Below are 15,423 nucleotides of genomic sequence, written 5' to 3'. Positions count from 1 at the left end.
TTTACTGCTGCCCGTCTTCTACTGCTGAATGGCCGGAGTGGGTACCGCCTCGATATTGAAGGCGGCGGCCATCAATGCCTTGGTATAATCATCCTTCGGCGCCTGGAAGATCTCCGCTGACGGCCCCTGCTCCACCACCTTGCCGAAGCGCATGACGATGACATCGTTGGCGAGCGCCTTGACCACCTTCAGGTCGTGGCTGATGAAGAGATAGGCGAGATCATGCTTCTTCTGCAGGTCGCGCAGCAGGTCCACGACCTGTGCCTGCACGCTCATGTCGAGTGCCGATGTCGGCTCGTCGAGCATGACGAAACGCGGCTTCAGCACCATGGCGCGGGCGATCGCGATGCGCTGACGCTGGCCGCCGGAGAATTCATGCGGGAAGCGCCAGCGGGTCAGCGGATCGAGGCCGACTTCTTCGAGCGCCCAGCAGACGCGCTGGTCGCGCTCTTCGGCCGAGAGCGAACGCTCATGCACCTTCAGGCCTTCTGCGACGATATCGCCGACCGACATGCGCGGGCTCAGCGAACCATAGGGATCCTGGAAGACGACCTGGAGCTGGTTGCGCAGCGGCCGCATCTCCGTAAATGAATAGCTTGCTATATCTTTTCCGACGAAGGAAATGCGGCCTTTCGAGGAGATGAGGCGGGTCAGCGCCAGCCCCAGCGTAGTCTTGCCGGAGCCGGATTCGCCGACGACACCGAGCGTCTGCCCGGCTCTTAGCTTGAGGTCGATACCATCGACGGCCTTCACGTGATCGACAACCTTGCGCATGAGGCCGGCCTTGATCGGGAACCAGACCTTGATGTCGCTGCCTTCCATGACAACGGGCTTGGAAGGGTCGGTCAGCGGCGGTTCGCCGCGCGGCTCGGAGGCGAGCAGATGACGGGTGTAATCGTGCTTCGGATTGGTGAAGACCTCTTCGACCGGCCCCGTCTCGACGATCTTGCCCTTGGTCATCACACAGACACGATCGGCGAATTTGCGCACGATGCCGAGATCGTGGGTGATGAAGAGCATGGACATGCCGTGCTCGCCCTTCAATTTTCGCAGGAGCTCGAGGATCTGCGCCTGGACCGTGACGTCGAGCGCCGTGGTCGGTTCGTCGGCGATCAGCAATTCCGGCCGATTGGCGAGCGCCATGGCGATCATCACACGCTGACGCTGGCCGCCCGAGAGCTCATGCGGATAGGCCTTCAGCCGCTTTTCCGGCTCGCGGATGCCGACCTGGTTCAAGAGTTCCAGCACGCGGGTGCGCGCCGCCTGCCCGGTTATGCCCTGATGCAGCGCCAGGATTTCGGCAATCTGCTTTTCGATCGTATGGAGCGGATTGAGCGATGTCATCGGCTCCTGGAAGATCATGGTGATGTCGTTACCGCGAACTTCGCGCATTTCACGGTCCGAAGCCTTCAAGAGATCCTTGCCCTTGAAAAAGATCTCGCCACCCGGATGGCTGGCCGAGGGATAGGGCAGAAGCCGCAGGATGGAGTTTGCCGAGACCGACTTGCCGGAACCGGATTCACCGACAAGTGCCACAACCTCGCCCTTGCCGATATCGAAGGAGATTCGATCCACGGCAAGCGAGGTTTCGCTACCCTGATGGAAGGCGACAGAGAGATCGCGGACGGAGAGCAGCGCTTCACTCATTGGAACGTCTTTCTCGGATCGAAGGCATCGCGCACCGCCTCGCCGATGAAGATCAGCAGCGACAGCATGATCGACATGGTGAAGAAGGCCGTCAGCCCGAGCCATGGTGCCTGGAGATTGGCCTTGCCCTGGGCGATCAGTTCACCGAGCGAGGGAGAGCCCGGCGGCATGCCGAAGCCCAGGAAGTCGAGCGAGGTCAGCGTGGTGATGGAGCCGGAGAGGATGAAGGGCAGGAAGGTCAGGGTCGCGACCATCGCATTGGGCAGCATATGCCGCCACATGATGGTGCGGTTGTTGACGCCGAGCGCGCGGGCAGCCCGCACATATTCGAAATTGCGGGCGCGCAGGAATTCGGCGCGCACGACGCCGACGAAGCCGACCCAGGAAAAGAGCAGCATGATGCCAAGCAGCACGAAGAAACCGGGCGGCAGGATGGCGGCGATGATCAGCAAGATGTACAGCACCGGCATCGAGGACCAAATCTCGATGAAACGCTGGAAAAACAGGTCCGTCCAGCCGCCGAAATAACCTTGGACGGCGCCGGCCGTCACGCCGATGACAGCCGAGCAGATGGTGAGCACGAGGCCGAAGAGAACGGAAATGCGGAAACCATAGATGACGCGGGCGAGCACGTCGCGCGCCTGATCATCCGTGCCGAGCCAGTTGAGATTGCCGAGTCTGCAGCCGGGATCGTTGACGCCCTGCGGATAGGCCTTGCAGCGTTCCTCCGGCGACATCAGCCAGAAAGGCGGCGTCGGGGCGGAATGCGGGATATTGGAATTGACCGACTGGTAGGAATAGCGGATCGGCGGCCAGATCATCCAGCCATTGGCATCGATCTCGTCAGATATGACGGAGGAGCGATAGTCCGTCTCGGCCAGGAAGCCGCCGAACTTCTCCTCGGGATAATTGATGATGACAGGGAAAAGGATCTCGCCCTTATAGGAGGCGATGATCGGCCTGTCGTTGGCAATGAACTCGGCAAAGAGGCTAAGCACGAAGAGGACGAGGAAGAGCCAGAGCGACCAGTAGCCGCGCTTATTGGCCTTGAAATTCCGCCAGCGGCGAACATTGGTCGGTGACAGCAGGCCTCTGCGGGGCGGGCGGACGGGCGCTGATGTCGTTGGGTTTGCGGCGACATCCATCAGACGTCCCTCCGCTCGAAATCGATGCGCGGATCGATCCAGGTATAGATCAGGTCCGAGATCAGGCCGACGAAGAGGCCAAGCAGCGAGAAGATATAGAGTGTCGCAAAGACGATCGGGTAGTCGCGGTTGACGACCGAGAGGTAGCCGAGGCGGCCAAGGCCGTCGAGCGAGAAGATGTTCTCGATCAGGAGCGAGCCGGTGAAGAAGGCGGAGATGAAGGCGCTCGGGAAGCTTGCGATGACGATCAGCATGGCATTGCGGAAAACATGGCCGTAAAGCACCTGCCGTTCGTTCAGGCCCTTGGCGCGAGCGGTGATGACATATTGTTTCTTGATCTCGTCGATGAAGGAATTCTTGGTCAGAAGCGTGGTCGTGGCGAAGGATGCCAGCGACAACGAGATCAGCGGCAGGGTGAGGTGCCAGAAATAATCGAGCGGTTTCTGCCACCAGGCAAGCTGATCGAAATTATCCGATACCAGGCCGCGCAGCGGGAACCAGTCATAGAAGGAACCGCCGGCGAAGAGCACGATCAGCAGGATGCCGAACAGGAAGCTCGGCACGGCATAACCGACGATGATGACGCCTGATGTCCAGACATCGAAGGAGGAGCCGTCCTTAACTGCCTTGCGGATGCCGAGCGGAATGGAAATGGCGTAGGAAAAGATCAGGATCCAGATGCCGAGCGAGACCGAGACCGGCAGCTTTTCCTTGATGAGATCGAGCACGGTCGTATTGCGGAAGAAGCTCTCGCCGAAATCGAAGCGGATGTAGTTCCACATCATTTCGCCGAAGCGGGTCAGAGGCGGTTTGTCGAAGCCGAACTGCTTTTCGAGCTTGGCGATCAGTTCGGGATCGAGGCCCTGGGCGCCGCGATATTTGGAGCTTTCCTCGCTGCCGCCGCCGCCGAGAAGATCACCGCCGCCGGAGATGCGCTGATCGGCGCTATCGGCCTGGCCGGTCAGCTGGGCGATCACCTGCTCGACCGGGCCGCCGGGGGCGAATTGAACGACGATGAAAGAAATCGCCATGATGCCAACGATGGTCGGAATCATCAAAAGCAGGCGGCGGAGAATATAGGCACCCATCAGTCACGAGCCTCCGGGAATATCGTCGCCTGCACGCCATCCAATCGATTGCCGTTCAATCTGCCAGCCTTCCTTTGCCGCTTACGCCGGCTAGTTCCTGATTCGCTCGCGCCATTTGGAGCCCAGGCATCCTCGCATTGCAAGTCTGCTCATTTCGCCGAGGTGGACCACCAGGCATCGGGGAAGCCGAGGCTGTATGCCGGAAACTCTGCCGGACGGGTGATCGTGTTCCAATAGGCGATCGAATAAGTATCGCGGTAGAACAGCGGAATGACATAGTGATTGGCGAGCAGCACACGGTCCATGGCCTTGATGGCAGCGATCTGCTCTTCCCGGTTGGGAGCAAAGATAATCATGCGAACGAGCGCATCGATGGCCGGATTGGCGATGCCGGCATAGTTGCGCGAGCCTTGCTGGTTGGCGGAAGCCGATCCCCAGTAGTCGGCCTGTTCATTGCCCGGGTTCACGGTTTGAGCCCAGACATTCCAGATCATATCGAAATCGAAACTGCGCGCGCGGTTGGTATATTGCGCGGCATCGACCGTGCGGACCCGCGCATCGATGCCGATCTTCTTCAGATTGGTGGCATAGGGCACCGCCCAGCGCTCGAGCAGGGGGCTCGACAACAATATTTCGAAGCTCATCGGCTGGCCGCTCTTGGCATTGACCATCCGATTGCCCTTCAGCTCCCAGCCGGCTTCCTTCAGAAGAGAGATCGCCTTGCGAAGGTTGTCGCGGCTCTTCTGCGGATCCCCGCCGACGGGATTGCTGTAGGGGGTCGTGAAGATCTCCGCCGGAACCTGATCCTTCAGGCCCTGAAGAATTTCCAGCTCTCTGCCCTGCGGAAGGCCGGACGAGGCAAGATCGGTGTTCCAGAAATAGCTGTCGATGCGCTTGTAGCTGTTGAAGGCGATCGTGCGGTTCAATTCCTCGAAATCGAAACCGTAGTTCAACGCCTCGCGCACCCGCTCATCCTTAAAGATGTCGCGCCGCATATTCGGCACGAGCGCCTGCATGATGCCAGTGGAGCGCAGGGGATTGGTGACATCTTCTTTCTTGATGCGCCCTTCCTTCACTGCGGGGAAATCATATCCCGTTGCCCAACGCGCTGCAAAAGTCTCCTGCCAGTAATCGCTGTTGCCGGCACGAAAAGCTTCGAACTCGACATCCCGATCGCCATAATAGGTGTAGAGAATGTTACGGAAATTGTTCTGACCGACGTTCACATTGAGGTCCTTGCCCCAATAGTCATCCCGCAATTCGTAGCGGATCGTGGCGCCGGGAGAGAAGGCGGCAATCTTGTAGGGTCCCGAGCCCATCACCGGCTCGAGCGTCGTCTTCGAAATGTCGCGCGGCTTACCGTCCGGTCCCGGTGACTCCCACCAGTGTTTCGGCACGATCACCAACTGGCCGAGAATGTTCGGCAGCTCGCGGTTGTTCCTCTCGTCGAAGGTGAATGTAACGTCCCGCTCGCCCGTCTTCTCAGCCTTGACCACGTGATGGTAGTAGTTTCCGGCAAGCGGGTTCAGCTCCTTGGTCTTGTAGAAGCTGAAAATCACGTCTTCGGGCGTGACCGGCTGACCATCTGCCCATTTGGCCTCCTTGCGAAGGCGAAAGGTTGTGGTCGCTACGTCGGGAGGATAGGAAAGGCCCTCGGCAAGCAGGCCATAGGAGACGAGGAGTTCGTCATCAGCTTGCTTCAGCAGGGTGTCGTAGACAAGCGACAGACCCACCGCTGTCTGGCCTTTTGCCAGCAAAGGATTGAAAGTATCGAAAGTGCCGCTTGAAGACAGACGCAGGTCGCCGCCTTTCGGGGCATCGGGATTGACGTAGTCGAAATGGGTAAAGCCCGGCTTGTACTTCATCTCGCTGATGACCGAACTGCCAATCTGGAACTGCTGATCCTGAGCAAATACAGCCGCAGGCATAAGCGAACCCAGAAATGCTACCAGAACACCGATTTTCGACCACGAAGCCACTATACATTCTTCCCCAGTTATTAGTTTCGCCGACAATACGAGAAATGCAGGCGAAAAACAGGAAAGACTTTGTTTTTTCCCGGGCTCGCGAAATTTTTACCCGATCGCTCACGTGCAGGGCGCCACTTCCTCGAGGCGCTTGCGGAGCATGCGACGCAACTCCCCGACCAGGCGGGGATCGCCCGAGCCATCGGGGTCGTTGGCGGCGGCGACGACGATGCGCAGAAGCTCCAGGACAAGGGCACCCAAGAGATCGACATCGCGCTCGACCGACGGCTCGGCATTCTTCAGGAGTGCGGTGATGCTGGCGCGAAGCTCCGCACGCGATTTCGCCTTGCGCTCCTTGGGTACATCGCGCCGTGCTGCGAGAACCGGGAACTCCGGATGATTCTCGATGAACCGGCCGAACCGCGTGAAGATCGCATCGCCGATTTCGGCAGCACTTTTCCCCCTCGTCTTCTCCGCGAGTTCGGCGAGCCCGCCGTTCAGACGCTGCAGGCGATCGATATGCAGCGCCTCGGCAAGCAGGAGCTTGGTCGGGAAGAACTGGTAGAGCGAACCGATGGAAGAATTCGCGGCCGCGGCGATCTCCGTCATGGTCGCGGCGTCATAGCCCTTTTCGAGAAAGACCCTGGCTGCCGCTTCCAGCAAGATCGCGACGCGCTCGTGGCCGCGCTGGCGTTTCGGCACACGGGTTTGCGGTTCCGGGCTTGATTTTTGTGAGGCAATCCTCGTATTTGTCATTGTGAGGATATCCTCATATTTTCTTTCCCGGAGACTCCCGATGTCCCTTTACGATCCGAAGACTACCGCACTCATTTCCATCGACCTGCAAGGCTTCATCGTCAGCCGGCAGCTTGCGCCCCATTCCGCCCAGCAGGTGATCGAGAATACAGCCGCCATCGCTACCAAGCTGAAGACCGAAGGCGGGACGGTGATCCTGGTCACGGTCGGATTCTCCCCGGACTATGCCGATGCTGTCAACCAGCCGGTGGACGAGCCGGCGGTTTTCCCCGAAGGCGGCCTTCCGGCGGCCGCCCTTGCGGCACCAGCGGAAATCGCTGCGCTCGCGGCCGACGTCCATATCGTCAAGCATCAATGGAGCGCCTTCTACGGCACGGAACTGGATCTCCAGCTTCGCCGCCGCGGCATCAGGACCGTGATCCTGACGGGTATCGCCACGAATTTCGGCGTCGAGGCGACAATCCGCGATGCGTTTGCGCATAATTACGCTGTGATCGCCGTCGAGGACGCGATGAGCACCTTCACCGCCGAAATGCATTCGCTTTCCTGCGAGCGCATCCTGCCGCGCCTTTCGTGCGTGCGCAAAACCGCAGAGGTTCTAGCCAACGTGTGACGGCGCGGCGATCCGTCCCCGCGCCGCCTGCCAAATCATCGATTCACCAAAATTGCTTTTCACGGTAGATTCGATTGCAAATCACTTTGGTAAATGCGGCAAGGGAACGGCATGGCTTTCAAGGCTCAGGCTTTCAGGACTTTCGGCAAACTGACCTTCGGTTTCAGGACGTTTGGCAAGCTGACGCTTGCCGGCGTAATAGGCGCAAGCCTTGTTGCCGGTGATGTCGGCGCACAGCAGAAGACGCCGAGCCCCGGCAGCGCCAAGGCGATTTTCGGTGCAGAAAAATTGCCGACGCAGGGTCCGGCGCAGCCGATCGGTTTCTACGCCAAGGGCTGCATGACCGGTGCGGAGGCACTGCCGGTTGACGGGCCGACCTGGCAGGCGATGCGTCTGTCGCGCAACCGGCGCTGGGGCAATCCGGCGATGATTTCGCTTCTGGAAAAATTCTCGCAGGATGCGCGCACCAGGATTGGCTGGCCCGGTATCCTCGTCGGCGATATCGCCCAGCCGCGCGGCGGGCCGATGCCGAACGGCCATGCCTCACACCAGATCGGCCTCGATGCCGATGTCTGGCTGACGCCGATGCCCTCGCATCGCATGAGTTACGAAGAACGGGAAGACCTGCCCTTCATCTCGATGCTGCAGAAGGACAAGTTCCTGACCCTCGACCCGAAAGTGTGGAGCGAGCAGCGGGCGGAACTTTTGATGTTGGCGGCAAGCTATCCGCAGGTCCAGCGCATCTTCGTCAACCCGGCGATCAAGAAGAAATTGTGCGACACCTGGACGGGCGACCGCACCAATCTCGGCAAGCTCAGGCCCGAATATGGGCACGATTCGCATTTCCATATCCGCATCAAATGCCCGCCGGGCGCCAACGGCTGTACGCCACAGCCGCCGGTGGCTGCCGGCGACGGCTGCGACAAGTCGCTTGCCTGGTGGTTCACCAAGGAGCCTTGGGCGGCGCCCAAGCCCAGCACAAAGCCGCCGAAGCCGCCGCGTGAAGTCATGGTCTCCGACCTGCCGAAGGCCTGCTCCGCCGTTGTCGATGCTCCGTCCATCGCCTCTACGGAAGCTGGCACCTATGGCGGCCCTTCCGCAGCGAGTGCCCTGACGGCAGCCCCGGCGGCCGCACCGCCTGTCGATACCGGCAGCGCGCTTCCTTCGCTAGGCCCGGTTCCGAACGACAAGCCGGTCGTGCAATAAGCTCGATAGGCTAAACAGGCGGGCGGGCGACTGTCTTTCAAATCGCAAACGCCTGGTGTAGAAGCGGCCAAATCGATTGAATTACGCTCGCGGAGGTTCCGTTCATGGCCGGCGGCAAATGCCTAGCATTGATTGCGCATGACCAGAAGAAGGACGAGATGGCGGCATTTGCCCGCCGCAACAGAGACCTCCTGGCCCCCTGGAAAATCGTCGCCACCGGCACAACCGGCGGGCGTGTTCTCGATGCCGCTCCCGATCTTGATGTCACACGGTTGAAGAGCGGTCCGCTCGGCGGCGACCAGCAGATCGGCGCCTTGATCTCTACCGGCGAGGTCAGCGCCCTGATCTTCTTCGTGGACCCGCTGACGCCGATGCCGCATGATGTGGATGTGAAGGCGCTGATGCGGCTTGCGATCGTCTACGACATCCCGATGGCGCTGAACGAGTCGACAGCCGAAAAGCTTCTCCCTACCCTTAACGCCTGATCCTTCGGGCACCAGCACGGAACCGGCCATGACTGCATCCTCTACTCCCTTGCCCTTTCCGATCCTGATCGGAGACATCGGTGGCACGAATGCCCGCTTCTCAATCCTGACGGATGCCTATGCGGAGCCGAAGCAGTTTCCCAATGTGCGCACGGCCGATTACGAGACGATCGACGAGGCGATCCAGAAGGGTGTGCTGGACAAGACGTCCGTCCAGCCGCGCGCGGCGATCCTTGCCGTTGCCGGCCCGATCAAGGCCGATGAAATCCCGCTGACCAATTGCCCTTGGGTGGTGCGGCCGAAGACGATGATCGAGGGCCTCGGCCTCGTCGATGTGCTCATCGTCAATGATTTCGAAGCACAGGCGCTGGCGATTGCAGCCCTTTCCGACGAGAACCGGGAACGCATCGGCAATGCTGCTGGCGACATGGTGGCGTCCCGCGTCGTGCTCGGACCCGGCACCGGCCTCGGCGTCGGCGGTCTGGTCCATACCCAATCGACCTGGATTCCGGTTCCGGGCGAAGGCGGGCATGTCGATCTCGGGCCGCGCAGCAAACGAGACTATGAGATCTTTCCGCATATCGAGACCATTGAGGGCCGCGTTTCGGCCGAACAGATCCTCTGCGGTCGCGGCATCGTCAATCTTTACCGCGCCATCTGCGCAGCCGACGGTGCCACGCCTGCAATGAGCGACCCGGCGGACATCACGTCGCATGCGCTCGTCGGCAGTGACAAGGTCGCGGTCGAAACGGTTTCGCTGTTTGCCACCTATCTCGGCCGCGTGGCGGGCGACATGGCTCTGGTGTTCATGGCCCGCGGCGGCGTCTATCTCTCGGGCGGCATCTCTCAGAAGATCCTTCCGGCCCTGAGAAAGCCGGAATTCCGGGCCGCCTTCGAAGACAAGGCGCCGCATTCGGCCCTGCTGCGCACGATCCCGACCTATGTCGTGACGCATCCGTTGGCTGCTCTTGCCGGGCTTTCTTCCTATGCGCGGATGCCCGCAAACTTCGGCGTTTCGACGGATGGACGGCGCTGGCGGGCCTGAGCCCGAAGCATAGTTTCAAGGCGTTAGAGCGGCCTTTGTGCGCCCCGATGGGACGCACGGCGCTCTAGCCAAAGCCACTCCAACTCTTTATAGAGCCCGCGCATATGCGTGCCGCGCCTGCGGCACGCAGCCCCGAGACAGGAAATCTTTTTTGGAAGCCGCCGACAGCAGACAACCACATGCCAACAGCGATACCGTGACCGGCATCCTGAAACGCATCATTGCGGAAAACGGCCGGGACCATTTCTGGGGCTATGTCTTTGCAATCGCCTGCCTGATCGTCGTGGCGCTTTCGACAGCCTTTACCGCCTGGATCATGCGGGCAATCATCGACGAGGCCTTCGCCAACCGGCGCGCGGACGTCGTCTGGATCATCTGTCTGTCGATCTTCATCGCCTTCATGCTGCGCGGTTTTGCGAGCTACGGGCAGGGGGTCGCCCTTTCAAGGATCGGCAACGATATCGTCGCGCGCTATCAGCGGCGGATCTATTCGCACCTGATGACGCTCTCTGTCGGCTATTATAACGAGGCGCGTTCGGCCCATATCGCCGCTCAGGTCAGCCAGAACGTCACCGGCATCCGCGACGTTTTGAACCTCACCATAACCTCGACAGTACGCGACTTCCTGACCTTCGTCTCGCTGATCGGCGTCATGGTCGTTCAGGATCCGCTGCTGAGCCTTGCCGTTTTCATTCTGGCGCCGCCGCTGCTTTATGCGCTGCGCTACGTTTCCAAGCGTCTGCGCTCGGCAACCCGCGAGGCGGTCAACCTCAACAGCCACGTTCTCGGCGCCATGCAGGAAACGATCCAGGGCATTTCCATCGTCAAGGCCTTCACGATGGAGGAGGCGCTGGAAAACAAGGTAAACAAGCTGATCGGCGCTGCCGAAGGCAGGGCAAACCGCATCGCGCGGCTTTCCGAGCGCACATCGCCGCTGACGGAGAGCTTTGCCGGCTTTGCCGTTGCGAGCGTGTTGGCCTATGCCGCCTATCGCTCGATCTATCAGGGCGTGCCGCCCGGCGCCTTCTTCTCCTTCGTTACCGCCCTGCTCCTCGCTTACGATCCGGCCCGTCGTCTTGCCCGCCTGCAGGTTCAGATGGAGCGCGCCGTCGTCAACGCCCGGATGATCTATGAGCTGCTCGACATGGAGCCGCGCCAGCGCGAATTGCCGGATGCAAAGCCGCTTGTCGTGACCGAGGCAAAGATCGAGCTACGCAATGTCTCCTTCGCCTATGGCAACGAAAGCGTGCTCGATCACGTGACGCTGACGGCCGAAGGCGGCAAGACCACCGCACTCGTCGGCCCCTCGGGTGCGGGCAAATCCACCGTCATCAACCTCATTCCGCGCTTCTATGATCCGCGGGAGGGCCAGATCCTGATCGACGGGCAGGATATTGCGCATGTGACCAAGCAGTCGCTGCGCCGGCAGCTCGCCTATGTCTCGCAGCAGCCCTACCTCTTCGAAGGCACGATCCGCGATAATATCCGTTACGGCCGTCCGGAAGCGACGGATGAAGAGATCGAAAAGGCGGCACGGCTTGCCTATGCACACGACTTCATCGTTTCCCAGCCCCAGGGCTATGACACGCCCGTCGGCGAAAACGGCGTGACGCTGTCAGGCGGCCAGCGCCAGCGGCTGTCGATCGCCCGCGCGCTGGTGCGCAACGCACCGATCCTGCTGCTCGACGAGGCGACCTCGGCGCTCGATACGGAATCGGAAGCAGCCGTGCAGAAGGCGCTCGACGAAGCCATGACCGGTCGCACTGTCGTCGTCATCGCCCACCGGCTCTCCACCGTGGTGCGGGCCGACAAGATCATCGTCATGCAACAGGGCCGCGTCGTGGAAGAAGGCAATCACGAGACGCTTGCGAAGGTCAGCGACGGACTTTACGCTCGCCTCAACAATCTGCAGAGGCCTTCGGCTTCTGATTCATACTGATCGGGATGATGGACTGACATGAGCGACGCTGCGATGAAACTGGTTGTGGTCGGAGCGGCGGGGCGCATGGGGCAGACGCTCATCCGTCTCATCCATTCCATCGACGGTGTTACGCTGCATGCAGCGATCGAGCGTCCCGGCTCGCCCTTCATCGGCAAGGATGCCGGCGAAATCTCCGGGCTCGGTACCAGCGGCGTCATCATCGGCGACGATCCGCTGGCAGCATTCCTGCATGCCGAGGGCGTGCTGGACTTCACCTCGCCTGCCGGGTCCATTGAATTTGCCGGTCTCGCCGCGCAGGCCCGCATCGTTCATGTCGTCGGCACGACCGGCTGCTCGCAAGAGGACGATGCGAAGATTGCGGCGGCTTCGCGCCATGCCCGTATCGTCAAGTCGGGCAATATGAGCCTCGGCGTCAACCTGCTCAGCGTCCTCGTGCAGCAGGCAGCCCAGGCGCTCGATCCAGCCGACTGGGATATCGAAGTTCTCGAAATGCATCATAAGCGCAAGGTCGACGCGCCGTCGGGTACGGCCCTTTTGCTCGGCGAGGCGGCGGCGAAGGGCCGCAATATCGATCTTGGTGCGAAGTCCGTGCGCGTGCGTGACGGCCATACGGGGGCGCGGGAAGCCGGCACGATCGGCTTTGCGACGCTGCGCGGCGGCTCCGTGATCGGCGAGCATTCCGTACTTTTCGCCGGCGAAGGCGAGACCGTTACCCTGTCGCACAGCGCGACCGACCGTTCGATCTTTGCGCGTGGCGCTATCAAGGCAGCCCTCTGGGCGCGCGACAAGAAGCCGGGGCTCTATTCCATGCTCGACGTTCTCGGGCTTTCTTCCCATTGACCATTTCTCGGAGGCATTTTTCATGAGCGGTACCCTCGTCCTCGTTCGCCACGGCCAGAGCGACTGGAATCTCAAGAATCTCTTCACCGGCTGGAAAGACCCCGATCTGACCGAGCTCGGTATCCAGGAGGCCACGACCGGCGGCCAGGCGCTTGCCGATTACGGCATCAAGTTCGATATCGCCTTCACCTCCGCACTGGTGCGCGCGCAGCACACGCTGAAGCTCGTCCTCGACAAAGTCGGCCAGCCGAACCTCGAGACGATCCGCGACCAGGCGCTGAACGAGCGCGACTATGGCGACCTCTCCGGCCTCAACAAAGACGACGCGCGCGCCAAGTGGGGCGAAGAGCAGGTGCATATCTGGCGCCGCTCCTATGACGTTCCGCCTCCGGGCGGCGAGAGCCTGCGCGACACCGGCGCCCGCGTCTGGCCCTACTACCTGACGGAAATCCTTCCACGCGTCCTGCGCGGCGAAAAGGTGTTGGTTGCCGCCCACGGCAATTCGCTGCGTTCGCTCGTCATGGTTCTCGACCGCCTCACCCGCGAACAGGTTCTGTCGCTCAATCTCGCGACCGGCGTGCCCATGGTCTACAAGCTGAAGGCCGATTCCACCGTCGATTCCAAGGAAGTACTTGGCGACATGTCTGGCGCGCACTGAGCGCGATCAGGCATCGATAAGGTTCAAGGCCGGGCTGTCGCCCGGCCTTTTCGTTTTCAGTTTTCGTCATTTTAGCTTTCGATGGTGAACTGAACCCGATCAGCGGCAAAGCGGCTGATCGAGTATTGAACCGGTTCGCCGTCCAGATCGGTGTTCATCGCCTTGGTGATCAAGAGGATGGCGCCCGGCGTCAGGCCCAGATCGGCAATATCGGCGGAATCGGCGTGGGCAGCGGTAATCTCCGTCGTGGCGCGCACATAATCCGATAGGCCGAGGGCGGCGAAGGCTTTGGTGATGGATCCCGCCATCCGATAGGCTTCCCCGATGCCGGCGAAGCGCGGCGCCGGAAACCAGCTCGTCGCTCGCGAGACCGGACGCTTGTCCGCCTCGCGAACCGTCTCCAGCCGGATCACCGGCGTGCCCGGCTTGAGATGCAGCCAACGTGCCACCTCTGCATCGGCCTCCTCCTCCGCATGGCCGAGGAGCAGCGCACGCGTCTCCCGCGCCTGATCCCGGATACCGTCGGTGAAGCGGGTGCGGCGGCTGATCGGAAAGTTCAGGCGCTCCTTGCGCTCGATCAGCGTTCCGCGACCCTGCACCGCGCGAACGATACCCTCCTGCGCAAGTGCTGCAAGTGCGCTGCGAACCGTGTGCCTGTTGACGCCGAATTGCAGCGCCAGAACGGTTTCCGGAGGCACCATGCCCGTCTCGTCGTAAGCGCCACGGCTGATCGCCTCGCGTATCCGGTCTGCGATCTGGCGCCAGAGCGCCACGCCCGTCTGACGCTGTACCTGCTTTATTCCTGCCATTCACCCCTGCCAGCTCATTTTCGGCCCAGCCAAATTCAGGTGTGGCGTGTCACACGCTTGTCACCTCGCCGATTTAGGGATAGGTATAGCTTGTATGGTTGTCTATATCAATAGACATTTTCCGAGGAAAAGATGATGACGGCAGCGGAGAAGACGGAAGCTGCGGCGCGAACGGAAGGCGGGCGTAAACGCACCGTCGACCTTCTGGCGCGCGCCGAAACACAGGAATTGCTGGCGGCTTGGGACGCGCTTGCCGTACAGCCGGGTGTGCAGCCGGTGCGCGGCCCGGAGACCGGCCTCGTCATGGTTCGCGGCCGCATCGGCGGCGGCGGTGCGCCTTTCAATCTCGGCGAAGTGACGGTGACGCGCGCGACTGTGCGCCTTGCTTCCGGTTCAGTCGGCCATGCGCAGGCACTCGGTACCGACCGTGAGAAGGCCAGGCTTTCCGCCATCTTCGATGCGCTCTGGCAGGAAGAGGCGACCAGGGACTTCGTCGAGGACAAGCTGCTGTCGCCGATTGCCCGGCGGATCGCCGACGACATCAACCGCAAGGCAGAAGAAGCGGCTGCGACCCGCGTCGATTTCTTCACCATGGTCCGGGGAGAAGACTGATGAGCCTTAAGACCGACGTTCTGACCGGCGGCTTTGCCGAGCCGGTCTTCCATGCCCAGAGCGTTTTCAAGATGCTGATGGACGGCATGGCCCGGCCCGGCACGATTCAGACCGTCATTCCTGATGTGATGCCGCCCGCGCCGCTCGGCATTGCTGCCGGCGCGGTCGGCCTGACGCTTTGCGACCATGACACCCCAGTCTGGCTTTCCGCAGGGCTTGCCAAGTCGGGCGTTCCGGAATGGCTCGGCTTTCATGCCGGCGCACCTCTGACCACCGAAAAGGCAGAAGCGCGCTTTGCCTTCGTCGAGGCCGGCATGACGCTTTCCACGTTCGGCTTGTTTGCATCGGGCACGCAAGAATACCCTGATCGTTCCACGACTGTCGTGATCGAACTTACCGGTCTTGAGGGCGGCCGCCGGCTCGCACTGATGGGCCCGGGCATTCAGAGCGTGACCGAGATCGCGCCTGTCGGCCTGCCGGAGACGTTCCTGCGTCTGTGGACGGAAAACCGCGCCCTCTTCCCACGCGGCGTCGACATCGTGCTGACGGCGGGCAGGCGTTTCCTCTGCCTGCCGCGCACCACCAAGATCACAGCAACGGAGATCTGAGC

15 protein-coding genes are annotated in these 15,423 nt (G+C 61.3%); 9 read left to right on the top strand and 6 right to left on the bottom strand.

Annotation, left to right across the window (positions count from 1 at the left end):
* Positions 1–18 precede the first annotated feature (18 nt).
* The 5 genes from FHT78_RS15780 to FHT78_RS15760 form a co-directional block, all read right to left on the bottom strand.
* On the bottom strand, positions 19–1,647 hold the full coding sequence (locus tag FHT78_RS15780; protein ID WP_183745660.1) for an ABC transporter ATP-binding protein: 1,629 nt from the start codon (positions 1,645–1,647) through the stop codon (positions 19–21).
* A complete protein-coding gene (locus FHT78_RS15775; protein ID WP_183745658.1) occupies positions 1,644–2,792 on the bottom strand; it encodes an ABC transporter permease in 1,149 nt (382 codons plus the stop codon). Before FHT78_RS15775 ends, FHT78_RS15780 begins: the two co-directional genes overlap by 4 nt.
* Positions 2,792–3,880, bottom strand: coding sequence for a microcin C ABC transporter permease YejB (locus FHT78_RS15770; RefSeq protein WP_183745656.1), 1,089 nt, complete (start codon positions 3,878–3,880; stop codon positions 2,792–2,794). The genes FHT78_RS15775 and FHT78_RS15770 overlap by 1 nt, the downstream gene beginning before the upstream one ends.
* 149 nt (positions 3,881–4,029) lie before the next feature.
* A complete protein-coding gene (locus tag FHT78_RS15765) occupies positions 4,030–5,862 on the bottom strand; it encodes an extracellular solute-binding protein (RefSeq protein ID WP_183746488.1) in 1,833 nt (610 codons plus the stop codon).
* 105 nt (positions 5,863–5,967) lie between these two features.
* Complete coding sequence (locus FHT78_RS15760; RefSeq protein ID WP_183745654.1) at positions 5,968–6,603, bottom strand: TetR/AcrR family transcriptional regulator; 636 nt, start codon at positions 6,601–6,603, stop codon at positions 5,968–5,970.
* Positions 6,604–6,643: 40 nt separating this feature from the next.
* On the opposite strand from FHT78_RS15760, the gene FHT78_RS15755 reads away from it, so the two are divergent.
* The 7 genes from FHT78_RS15755 to FHT78_RS15725 all read left to right on the top strand — a co-directional run bounded on the left by FHT78_RS15755 (position 6,644) and on the right by FHT78_RS15725 (position 13,392).
* The gene (locus FHT78_RS15755) at positions 6,644–7,216 is read left to right on the top strand and encodes a hydrolase (protein ID WP_183745652.1); all 573 of its coding nucleotides are present in this window, start codon (positions 6,644–6,646) and stop codon (positions 7,214–7,216) included.
* 111 nt (positions 7,217–7,327) lie between these two features.
* Positions 7,328–8,422, top strand: coding sequence for a penicillin-insensitive murein endopeptidase (gene mepA, locus FHT78_RS15750; RefSeq protein ID WP_183745649.1), 1,095 nt, complete (start codon positions 7,328–7,330; stop codon positions 8,420–8,422).
* A 104-nt stretch (positions 8,423–8,526) separates the two neighbouring features.
* The gene (locus FHT78_RS15745) at positions 8,527–8,907 is read left to right on the top strand and encodes a methylglyoxal synthase (protein WP_183745646.1); all 381 of its coding nucleotides are present in this window, start codon (positions 8,527–8,529) and stop codon (positions 8,905–8,907) included.
* A 28-nt stretch (positions 8,908–8,935) separates the two neighbouring features.
* Entirely contained in the window at positions 8,936–9,952 is a 1,017-nt protein-coding gene (locus FHT78_RS15740) for a glucokinase (RefSeq protein WP_183745643.1), read from the top strand.
* Positions 9,953–10,103: 151 nt separating this feature from the next.
* Positions 10,104–11,891 carry an ABC transporter ATP-binding protein gene (locus FHT78_RS15735; RefSeq protein WP_183745640.1) on the top strand — a complete coding sequence of 596 codons (1,788 nt, stop codon included), beginning with the start codon at positions 10,104–10,106 and terminating at the stop codon, positions 11,889–11,891.
* 18 nt (positions 11,892–11,909) lie between these two features.
* The gene (gene dapB / locus FHT78_RS15730) at positions 11,910–12,734 is read left to right on the top strand and encodes a 4-hydroxy-tetrahydrodipicolinate reductase (RefSeq protein ID WP_183745638.1); all 825 of its coding nucleotides are present in this window, start codon (positions 11,910–11,912) and stop codon (positions 12,732–12,734) included.
* A 22-nt stretch (positions 12,735–12,756) separates the two neighbouring features.
* Entirely contained in the window at positions 12,757–13,392 is a 636-nt protein-coding gene (locus FHT78_RS15725) for a 2,3-bisphosphoglycerate-dependent phosphoglycerate mutase (protein WP_183745635.1), read from the top strand.
* Between the two features lie 71 nt (positions 13,393–13,463).
* On the opposite strand, the gene phnF is transcribed toward FHT78_RS15725, so the two are convergent.
* Entirely contained in the window at positions 13,464–14,201 is a 738-nt protein-coding gene (phnF, locus tag FHT78_RS15720; protein ID WP_183745633.1) for a phosphonate metabolism transcriptional regulator PhnF, read from the bottom strand.
* Between the two features lie 135 nt (positions 14,202–14,336).
* Here phnF and phnG point away from each other — a divergent pair, with 135 nt between their 5' ends.
* Together phnG and phnH are read left to right on the top strand one after the other, a co-directional pair.
* A complete protein-coding gene (gene phnG / locus FHT78_RS15715) occupies positions 14,337–14,813 on the top strand; it encodes a phosphonate C-P lyase system protein PhnG (protein WP_183746485.1) in 477 nt (158 codons plus the stop codon).
* Complete coding sequence (phnH, locus tag FHT78_RS15710) at positions 14,813–15,421, top strand: phosphonate C-P lyase system protein PhnH (RefSeq protein WP_183745631.1); 609 nt, start codon at positions 14,813–14,815, stop codon at positions 15,419–15,421. The genes phnG and phnH overlap by 1 nt, the downstream gene beginning before the upstream one ends.
* The last annotated feature ends 2 nt before the right edge of the window (positions 15,422–15,423 follow it).

The sequence above is a fragment of the Rhizobium sp. BK196 genome, from assembly GCF_014193255.1.
In the GTDB taxonomy this organism is placed as follows: domain Bacteria; phylum Pseudomonadota; class Alphaproteobacteria; order Rhizobiales; family Rhizobiaceae; genus Rhizobium.
Note: the sequence above shows the minus strand (reverse complement) of the source record. Positions and strands in the feature narration are given on the sequence as shown.

Excerpts from the sequence above, each read along its gene's own strand:
- FHT78_RS15770 (WP_183745656.1), bottom strand. The coding sequence starts at position 3,880 with ATGGGTGCCTATATTCTCCGCCGCCTGCTTTTGATGATTCCGACCATC.
- FHT78_RS15755 (WP_183745652.1), top strand. The coding sequence starts at position 6,644 with ATGTCCCTTTACGATCCGAAGACTACCGCACTCATTTCCATCGACCTG.
- FHT78_RS15760 (WP_183745654.1), bottom strand. The coding sequence starts at position 6,603 with ATGACAAATACGAGGATTGCCTCACAAAAATCAAGCCCGGAACCGCAA.
- FHT78_RS15780 (WP_183745660.1), bottom strand. The coding sequence starts at position 1,647 with ATGAGTGAAGCGCTGCTCTCCGTCCGCGATCTCTCTGTCGCCTTCCAT.
- FHT78_RS15740 (WP_183745643.1), top strand. The coding sequence starts at position 8,936 with ATGACTGCATCCTCTACTCCCTTGCCCTTTCCGATCCTGATCGGAGAC.
- FHT78_RS15775 (WP_183745658.1), bottom strand. The coding sequence starts at position 2,792 with ATGGATGTCGCCGCAAACCCAACGACATCAGCGCCCGTCCGCCCGCCC.
- dapB (WP_183745638.1), top strand. The coding sequence starts at position 11,910 with ATGAGCGACGCTGCGATGAAACTGGTTGTGGTCGGAGCGGCGGGGCGC.
- phnF (WP_183745633.1), bottom strand. The coding sequence starts at position 14,201 with ATGGCAGGAATAAAGCAGGTACAGCGTCAGACGGGCGTGGCGCTCTGG.
- mepA (WP_183745649.1), top strand. The coding sequence starts at position 7,328 with ATGGCTTTCAAGGCTCAGGCTTTCAGGACTTTCGGCAAACTGACCTTC.
- phnH (WP_183745631.1), top strand. The coding sequence starts at position 14,813 with ATGAGCCTTAAGACCGACGTTCTGACCGGCGGCTTTGCCGAGCCGGTC.
- FHT78_RS15745 (WP_183745646.1), top strand. The coding sequence starts at position 8,527 with ATGGCCGGCGGCAAATGCCTAGCATTGATTGCGCATGACCAGAAGAAG.
- phnG (WP_183746485.1), top strand. The coding sequence starts at position 14,337 with ATGACGGCAGCGGAGAAGACGGAAGCTGCGGCGCGAACGGAAGGCGGG.
- FHT78_RS15725 (WP_183745635.1), top strand. The coding sequence starts at position 12,757 with ATGAGCGGTACCCTCGTCCTCGTTCGCCACGGCCAGAGCGACTGGAAT.